General features: G+C 69.5%; 8 protein-coding genes and 1 pseudogene. 3 read left to right on the top strand and 6 right to left on the bottom strand.

Translation table 11 applies throughout. The annotated features are described in order from the left end of the window. Window positions 1–206, bottom strand: a pseudogene (locus AC13HU_RS27705) (hypothetical protein); the annotation flags it as partial. 261 nt (window positions 207–467) lie between these two features. On the opposite strand from AC13HU_RS27705, the gene AC13HU_RS27700 reads away from it, so the two are divergent. After that, on the top strand, window positions 468–761 hold the full coding sequence (locus tag AC13HU_RS27700) for a hypothetical protein (RefSeq protein WP_483044686.1): 294 nt from the start codon (window positions 468–470) through the stop codon (window positions 759–761). A gap of 16 nt (window positions 762–777) precedes the next feature. Here the strand turns inward: AC13HU_RS27700 and AC13HU_RS27695 are convergent, their stop codons facing one another. Beyond that, complete coding sequence (locus tag AC13HU_RS27695) at window positions 778–1,644, bottom strand: hypothetical protein (RefSeq protein WP_483044685.1); 867 nt, start codon at window positions 1,642–1,644, stop codon at window positions 778–780. A 265-nt stretch (window positions 1,645–1,909) separates the two neighbouring features. Between AC13HU_RS27695 and AC13HU_RS27690 the strand changes: the two genes are divergently transcribed. Continuing rightward, window positions 1,910–3,058, top strand: coding sequence for a ParA family protein (locus AC13HU_RS27690; RefSeq protein WP_483044684.1), 1,149 nt, complete (start codon window positions 1,910–1,912; stop codon window positions 3,056–3,058). Further along, window positions 3,055–4,053, top strand: a complete 999-nt coding sequence (locus AC13HU_RS27685) for a ParB/RepB/Spo0J family partition protein (RefSeq protein ID WP_483044683.1) — start codon at window positions 3,055–3,057, stop codon at window positions 4,051–4,053. Before AC13HU_RS27690 ends, AC13HU_RS27685 begins: the two co-directional genes overlap by 4 nt. 78 nt (window positions 4,054–4,131) lie before the next feature. On the opposite strand, the gene AC13HU_RS27680 is transcribed toward AC13HU_RS27685, so the two are convergent. The 4 genes from AC13HU_RS27680 to AC13HU_RS27665 all read right to left on the bottom strand — a co-directional run. Further along, window positions 4,132–4,878, bottom strand: coding sequence for a hypothetical protein (locus AC13HU_RS27680; RefSeq protein ID WP_483044682.1), 747 nt, complete (start codon window positions 4,876–4,878; stop codon window positions 4,132–4,134). Continuing rightward, on the bottom strand, window positions 4,878–5,654 hold the full coding sequence (locus tag AC13HU_RS27675) for an HIT family protein (RefSeq protein WP_483044681.1): 777 nt from the start codon (window positions 5,652–5,654) through the stop codon (window positions 4,878–4,880). Before AC13HU_RS27675 ends, AC13HU_RS27680 begins: the two co-directional genes overlap by 1 nt. 96 nt (window positions 5,655–5,750) lie before the next feature. After that, window positions 5,751–6,887 (bottom strand): DNA polymerase III subunit beta, encoded by a 1,137-nt coding sequence (dnaN, locus tag AC13HU_RS27670; protein ID WP_483044680.1) that lies wholly within the window; start codon window positions 6,885–6,887, stop codon window positions 5,751–5,753. 16 nt (window positions 6,888–6,903) lie between these two features. Next, a partial coding sequence (locus AC13HU_RS27665; protein ID WP_483044679.1) for a hypothetical protein occupies window positions 6,904–7,171 on the bottom strand: 268 nt, incomplete at its 5' end.

The following is a 7,171-nucleotide window of genomic DNA, read 5'->3' as shown; positions in this document are numbered from 1 at the left end:
ACCCACACCCCCGGCGGCAGCCCAGCCTCCACCAAAGCGGCCCGCAGCGGTTTCACCGCCGGGCGCCGCCCGTCTCCGACCATCACCCCCCGGAAGTAGTACCGCCACCCACTGCCCGCATGAACCACCGCAACGCTCAGCACCCCACCAGCCGACACCGCCGCGCTCTTGCCGAACAGCAGGACGGCGCGCCCGTCCCGCAGCACGGGACAAGGTGCCGAACCGGTTGTCCGGCCATCCCGCTACGCGGAAACCGGCCTCGAGGCGGTGGGTGCAAATGCTGCGTCACACCCGCCCCACCCACCACGAAAACCAACAGCAGCCAGCACCACCGCCACCGACGGAGTACCAGCACACCGCTCGCACGGCAGACGACCAGAGCCGACCCGCACCCCCACACCTGCACGCAGAAGGCCACCGCCCCCGGCACCCGCCGGGGGCTTCGTGCTTCCCGGAAGGAGAACGCCGTGCCCACCTACGAGGCCCTGCCGCGCTTCCACACCGACCTGGACCACCTGACCCCCGAGCAGCGCCGCCGCTTCCACCAGGTCGTCACCCACGCGTTCGTCCCCGACCTACGCACCGGCCGCTTCCGCGCCGGGCTGCGCGTCAAGCGCGTCCAGTGCGCACCCGGCGTCTACGAACTCACCTGGGCAGGCAACGGCCGGGCGACCTGGCAGTACGGGACGCAGCGCATACACGGACACCAGCACATCATCTGGCGGCGCATCGGAACCCACACCATCCTCACCGGCCCCTGACCGCCCGGGCGCGACCTCAGCTACGGATCTCCTCAGCAAGCCGGTGCATCAAGGAGGCGGCCATGCCGGTCAGCGAGACGGCGTCGGCGCGCACCCAGGTGGCCAGCGCGATCACGCCGTCGCTGTGCTGGACACCGCTGGCCTGGTTGAAGGACTTCTGCAGAAGCTTCTGGTACCCCTCAGCCTGCGCGTCGAGATCATCGAGCATGAGACCGTAGCGGTCGGCCTGGTCCTGATCGTCGCGCTTCTTGTCGACGTCCCGGGGCCAGACCTTCATGTCGCGCATGATCCCGATCGCCAACCGTGTCTCCCGGATCGCGTCGGGGTACTCCCCCGCGGTGATCTGCCGCTTGGCGCTGAGCAGATGCGCCGCGGCCTTGGCCAACAGCCCGTCGTCCAGCGGCAGCGGAACCGTGACGGTGAAGAACGCACCCCGGTGCACGCTCTCGATCTGCCGCTCCCAGTCGCTGGCCGACACCCGGAAGTCGACCTGCTCTTCCGCGAAGGGAAACTCCCTGCTCTGCGGGAGCGTGGCATGGAAGTCCACCTTGAGCATCAGATCCCCGCCGTCACGTTCACGCTCCAGAGCGAGCATCTGCTCGGTCGTGAGCGGCAGTGAAAGCACTGCGTCGCGGGGCACCCGTCCCAGGTACACCCCGACGGGCGTGAAGGACCCCAGCCATTGCGTCCCGGCCTGCCCGGCCCGCACTTCTCCGCCCATCTGGACGTGGTTGCAGCCATCGGCGAGTTCCGCCGTCTCGATCTGCTGGGAAAACCGGAAGTGGTGTACGCCCACTCCCGGCAAGAGGGAGGCGAGTTGCTGTCCCTCCCGGGTCCGCAACCACAGTCTGGTCCCGTCCTCGAACTTCAAAAGTCTGCTCATCTCAGCCTCTCGGTAGAGGACTGATTGTGGGGCCGGCAGCCTGAAGGGCGCGCCTGTTTTCCCGGGCCATGGCTGCCATCGCGTGATCGAGGCCGTCGGCTTGCACGCGCTCCAACGCCCTTTTGGAGCAGCCGAGTTGCGCAGCCCGTGTAGCCGAGCGAGAGCCTGGCTTCAGCCGGAGACGTTCGGCGAGCAGCAGGCTCCGCCTCGTGTCTGCGGTCCAGATCCCACCACCAACGGCAGTGACCTAGTAATGTTCGGCCGCATGACGATCCCCGGCCCTCGCGGGGAGCGAGAAAAGCTAATTACAGCGCTCACTCCCCAGCTGCGCAGACATCTGAAGATCCGTGCCTTCGAGCACGGCATGGACATCCAAGACGCCACTGAGCACGCGATCAAGGCGTGGTACGCCGCCGAAGGCGTCCCGGAAGTCGAGACCGCGGGCGCGAAGACATGGGGGACGTTCCTCCCGCCCGGCGAGCCCGACCAGTTCAAGGAGGCGTGCGGTCAGCGTGGTGTCACCTATGTGCAGGGCCTCGCACAGGCGCTGACGCTGTGGTTGGACAACCACCCCTCCCCCACTGCTCCGTTGGTCGCCCAGCCCGTCGTGCGGGTGATAATCGCCAACCAGAAGGGTGGTGTCGGCAAGACGTTCCTCGCCTCGGGGATCGCGCAGGCTCTTGCGGAAGCTGGCCACCGCGTTCTGCTGGTCGACTACGACCCCCAGGGCCACCTCACCGCTGAACTCGGCTTCGAAGACCTCATGTACGAGGACGACGTCGAGACCCTGATGATGCACATGGACGGCACTGCCAAGGGCGACATCCACGACCTCCTGGTCGCGCTGGACGGGGACGTCTTCGGAGGCCGCCTCCATCTGCTGCCGGCCTCCGACGACGCCTTCATGCGAGACGTTGCCCTGTCGAAGGTCAGCTTCAGCGAGGCCGCGCTCGAGCGCGCACTCGAACCGCTCGAAGCGGACTACGACATCATCCTCATCGACGGCCCGCCCAGCCTGGGACTGAACATGGACACCGCCCTGTACTACGTGCGGCGCCGTGAGGGCGAACTCGCGGACCGGTCGGGCGTCATCACACCGGTGTGGGCCAACCGAGCTTCGCACCGCGCTGTGAGGCTGCTGAAGTCCCAGAAGGACGACCTGTGCCGCAAGGGGCGCATCCAGATCGACTACCTCGGTCTGATCATCAACGCCTATGACAGTCGACGCGGGAAGCTCGTGCAGGAGAACCGCGACCAGTGGGAGAAGAGCACCACCCCCAGCGTGCTCGCCGTGATCGGGGACCTGAAAGAGGGGCGCGAGGCAGCTGATGGGGAGATCCCGCTGCTGGAGTACGCGCCGGAGAGTGAACACGCGCAGGTGATGCGCGATCTCGCGAGGGAGCTTGCCGTATGACCGACCGCCGCCGACGCGTCACGCGCGGCTTCGACATCGACGAAAACGGTACGGATGGCGGGAGCACTCCCCCGCCGCGGCGTGTCCGTACACGCGAGCAGATCATGAAGGGTGAGGGGAAACGCCCCCCAGCCGCAGTCTCGCTCGCAGCCCTGGCGCACAACCCGTTCAACCCCCGCGAAGAACTCACCGACCTTGAGGAGACTGCCGAGTCCCTGCAGGTCCGGGGGCAGCTTCAGCCCGTCGCCGTGGTCCGGCGAACCGTCTTCCTGGCAGTGCACCCGGATCAGGAGACCGCGATCGGCGCAGCCGAGTACGTCGTCATCGACGGCAACCGCCGCCTCGCTGCCGCAGCATTGGCCGGCCTGGAGGAACTGCGGATCGACGTCAACGACGACCTTGCGGCGAGCGCCGCGGACATCGTGGAATCAGCGCTAATCGCGAACATCCACCGCGTGGACGTGGCCCCCTTGGACCAGGCGAACGCGATCCAGCAACTCGTGGAAGTACACGGGTCGCAGGGGCAGGTGGCGAAGCGTCTGGGCAAAACGCCCGCCTGGGTGTCGCAGCGCTTGGCCCTCCTGGGTCTCACCGAGGACCTGCAGGAGAAGGTCACCACTGGCGAGCTCAAGGTGGAGCCCGCCCGGCGGATCGGCCGCATGCCGAAGGCGGACCAGGCCGCGGCCGCTGCCGAGACCATTAACGCCGTTAAGACCCCGCGGCAGCGGACGTCGGCGAAGCCCCGGCCCGCGCCGACCGAGCAGGAGACCGTTAACGCCGTTAATACCCCGGGCGCCGATGAGGCCAGCACGGTGGAGGCGTCAGCGTCGGCTTCGAAGGTTCCCACGAACACGGCACCCGCAGAGTTCGTCATCTCGGGTGGCTCCGCTCAGGAGGTTGTGGACACCCTGGTCGCGCATTTGTCGCCGGACGTTCTGGCGTCGGTCGCAGAGCTGCTCGTACGACTGGCCCCCGCTGGGGCGGCAACGGACTGAAACCCCCTGGATTTCCCTCCGGAACGCAAAATGGCCCCGGGCCGCAGCGCAGATGCTGCGGCCCGGGGCCGTGTGGTGTCAGTGGTCTTCGTCGTCGGGGTCGGCGTGGAGGTGGTCGTAGACGTTGCAGGCGGTGGTCCACAGTTCGGCGGCGCGGTCGGGGCCGTGCCAGGCGGCCAGGAGGGCGTAGGTGTCGGGGAAGTTGCCGCCGGGCTGGGTGCGGTCGGGTTCGTCGGCGTCGTCCATCGAGAGCGCGAGGACGTACGGGTCCGTGGTGACGGGCATGCCTCGGTGGGGCTGGGTGGGGTCGTACGGCGCGTACGTGATGGTGGTGCCGGAGATGTGCGCGGTGTGGTGGAGCTGCCCGGCCAAGCTGGTGGTGATCTGTTCGGCCTGGTGGCGGTGGTGGAAGGGTCCGAGGTGGATGTCGTCCAGGCCGGGGCGGGTGACGAGGACGGCGTGCTCGTAGGTCTCGGTGTATCGCACGCGCTTGCTGAGGCTGAGGGCGTAGGCGATTTCGGCACGGGTGGACTCGCCGATGTAGCCGGCGTAGTTGACGATCAGGACTTCGTCGGCGGCGCGGATCTTGGCGCGGTGCAGGGCGTCCAGCATCTGCTTGACCTGTGCGGCTTCGTCGGGGTCGGACCACTCGTGGCGGGTCTTCATGTCAACGCCGGGCGCGAGGACCATCTTCCCGTCCAGGGTCTCGCGGGCGTTGGCCTCTACGAGGGCGTCCCAGTGTCGGGTGCTGCCGCACAGCGTCACGATGACCGGCCGGGCGAGCGACACGGGGCCGGTGGGCGCGGCCTTCCTGCGGGGTCGCATTACTTCACGGTCTCCTGTTCGCGGGGGGTGGTCCAGGGCAGGGCGAGGCCGTCGCCGGTGGTGCGGGGGACGACGTGCAAGTGGAGGTGGCGCACGGTCTGGGTGGCGGCCGGTCCACAGGAGGTGATCAGGTTGCAGTCGCTGCCGAGTTCGGCGGCGAGTTCCGCGGCGCGCTGCATGGTGGTTCCGGAGACGACCGGGTCGGTGGTCGCGTCGTCGACGTGGCCGCGCGGGATGACCAGGACGTGGCCTTCGGTGCAGCCGCCGCGGGGGCGGATCGCGATCGTGTCGCGCCAGGCGCGGACGATCGCGGCCGGTGCGCCGTCGTGGATGATCGCGCAGAACGGGCAGTCGGCCCGGGGGTGTTTGCGGGGGACCGGCGGCCGGTCGATGTGGTGGTGTTCGACGGAAGCCCAGACGCCGATCTCGTGCATGCACCGGCCGATCGCGTCGGACACTGCCGGGGCGCGGTGGCGGCCGTACCAGCAGTTGACCAGGAGCTGGACCGGGCGGGAGGGGTCGGCGGTGAGCAGCGCGGTGAGCTCGTGCACGGCGTCGGTGATGATGCGGTCGGCGCCGGGGGTGTTCAGGACGTAGTCGCGGACGCCGGGGTCGCGGCCGGTCTGGCGGGCGACGATGTCGGCGAGGGCCGGGTCGTCGGGCGGGTTGAGGAGGGCGTCGGTGAGGTTGATGCCGAGGACTGCGGCGCGGTAGCGCGGGGGAGGGGGGTCCTGCCAGCGGGCGCCGAAGGAGTCGATGTACACGTCGGGATGCAAGGCGGTGCCTCCGAAAATGAGGGCGCGGCGGCCCGGGGTGGGCCGCCGCGCGGTGCGGAACGGGGTTGGTGAGGGTCCGGTCGGGTGCGCTCGTGGTCAGCCGGACAGGCGGACCGGCATGAGCAGGTACTTCAGGCCGGTCTCGGGGGAGCCTCCGCTCGTGAGCAGGGCGGGCTTGTGCGGGTTGGTGAAACGGAGCCGCACGGCGTCGCTGCCGAGCGCGGTCAGGCCGTCCAGCAGGAAGTGCGGGTTGAACGCGATGCGGAACGTGTCGTGCTCGCCGCCGGTGTGGTCGGTGTAGTCGGCGTCGGCGCGGTCGACGGCTTGGGCGTCGTCGCTGGAGCCGGCCTCAATGGTGACGGTGCCGGGGGTGAAGGCGAGCCGGACCGGGGTGTTGCGTTCGGCGACCAGGGCGACGCGCTTGACGATGTCGGCGAGGGCCTCGGTGGCTACGACCGCTTCGGCGGCGAACTCGGTGGGGAACAGGGCCTCGTAAGACGGCAGTTTGCCCTCCAGGCCGCGCAGGGTGGTGCGCTGGGTGTCGCCGGTCAGGCCGGTGACCCCGCTGCCGCCGCTGTCCTCATCGGCGAGCGTGAGGTAGACGGTGTCGTCGGCGGCAAGGGCCTTGGCGGTCTCCAGCAGGGACCTGGCGGGCAGCAGAGCGCGGCCGTTCCAGTCGGCGCCGTCGGGCTCCCAGCGCAGGGTGCGCACGGCGAAGCGGTAGCGGTCGGTGGCAGCGAGGGTGATGGTGGGGCCTTCGACGTCCAGCTGCACGCCGGTCAGGACGGGCAGCGTGTCGTCGCGGCCGGCCGCGACGGCGACCTGTGCGACGGCTTCGGCGAAGTCCGCGCCACGCACCGTGCCGGTGGCTTCCTGGAGTTCGGGCAGGGTCGGGTACTCCCCGAGCGGAAGGGTGGGCAAGGTGAACCGTGCGTTGCCGGATTCCACGGTGAGGCGGGTGTCGTCGGTGGTGAGATGCACCTCCTTCCGGAGGGTCCGGGCGATCTCGGTGAGGAGCCGGCCGGGGACCAGGACCGTGCCGGGCTCGGTGATCTGGACAGCGGCGGTGGTGTAGGCGGAGACGTCGTAGTTGTAGCCGGTGACGGCGAGCTGGCCGTCACCGGCGTGCAGCTTGAGGGCGGCCAGCACCGGCACGGGCGGGCGGTTGGGCAGGGCGCGGACGGAGACGCCGACGGCGTCGGCCAGGGCGCGGGAGTCGATGGTGAGTTTCATGCGGCGGGTGTCCCTTTCAGGCGTTGGCCGTGACCGCGGCCGGGGCGGCGGGCTTGGCGAGGTGGGCGCGGAAGTGGGTGTCGCGCAGGTACTCCAGCTCCGCCTTGGTGCGGCAGGTGGCGGTCCAGTCGCCGGCGGAGCAGCTCGCGGTGTAGGCGGTCCGGCCGGTGCATCCGGACTCGGGGTCGCGGGGCTTTCCGGTGCTGGTGACCGGGTGGGTGCACACGGACGTGTCGTCGTGGATCGGCTTGATGGTGGCGGTGATGCGGGCCATGCGGGGTGCC

The sequence above is a fragment of the Streptomyces sp. NH27 genome (genome assembly GCF_056859195.1).
The sequence above is the reverse complement of the archived record's forward strand: the minus strand, read 5'-3'. Positions and strand labels throughout refer to the sequence as shown.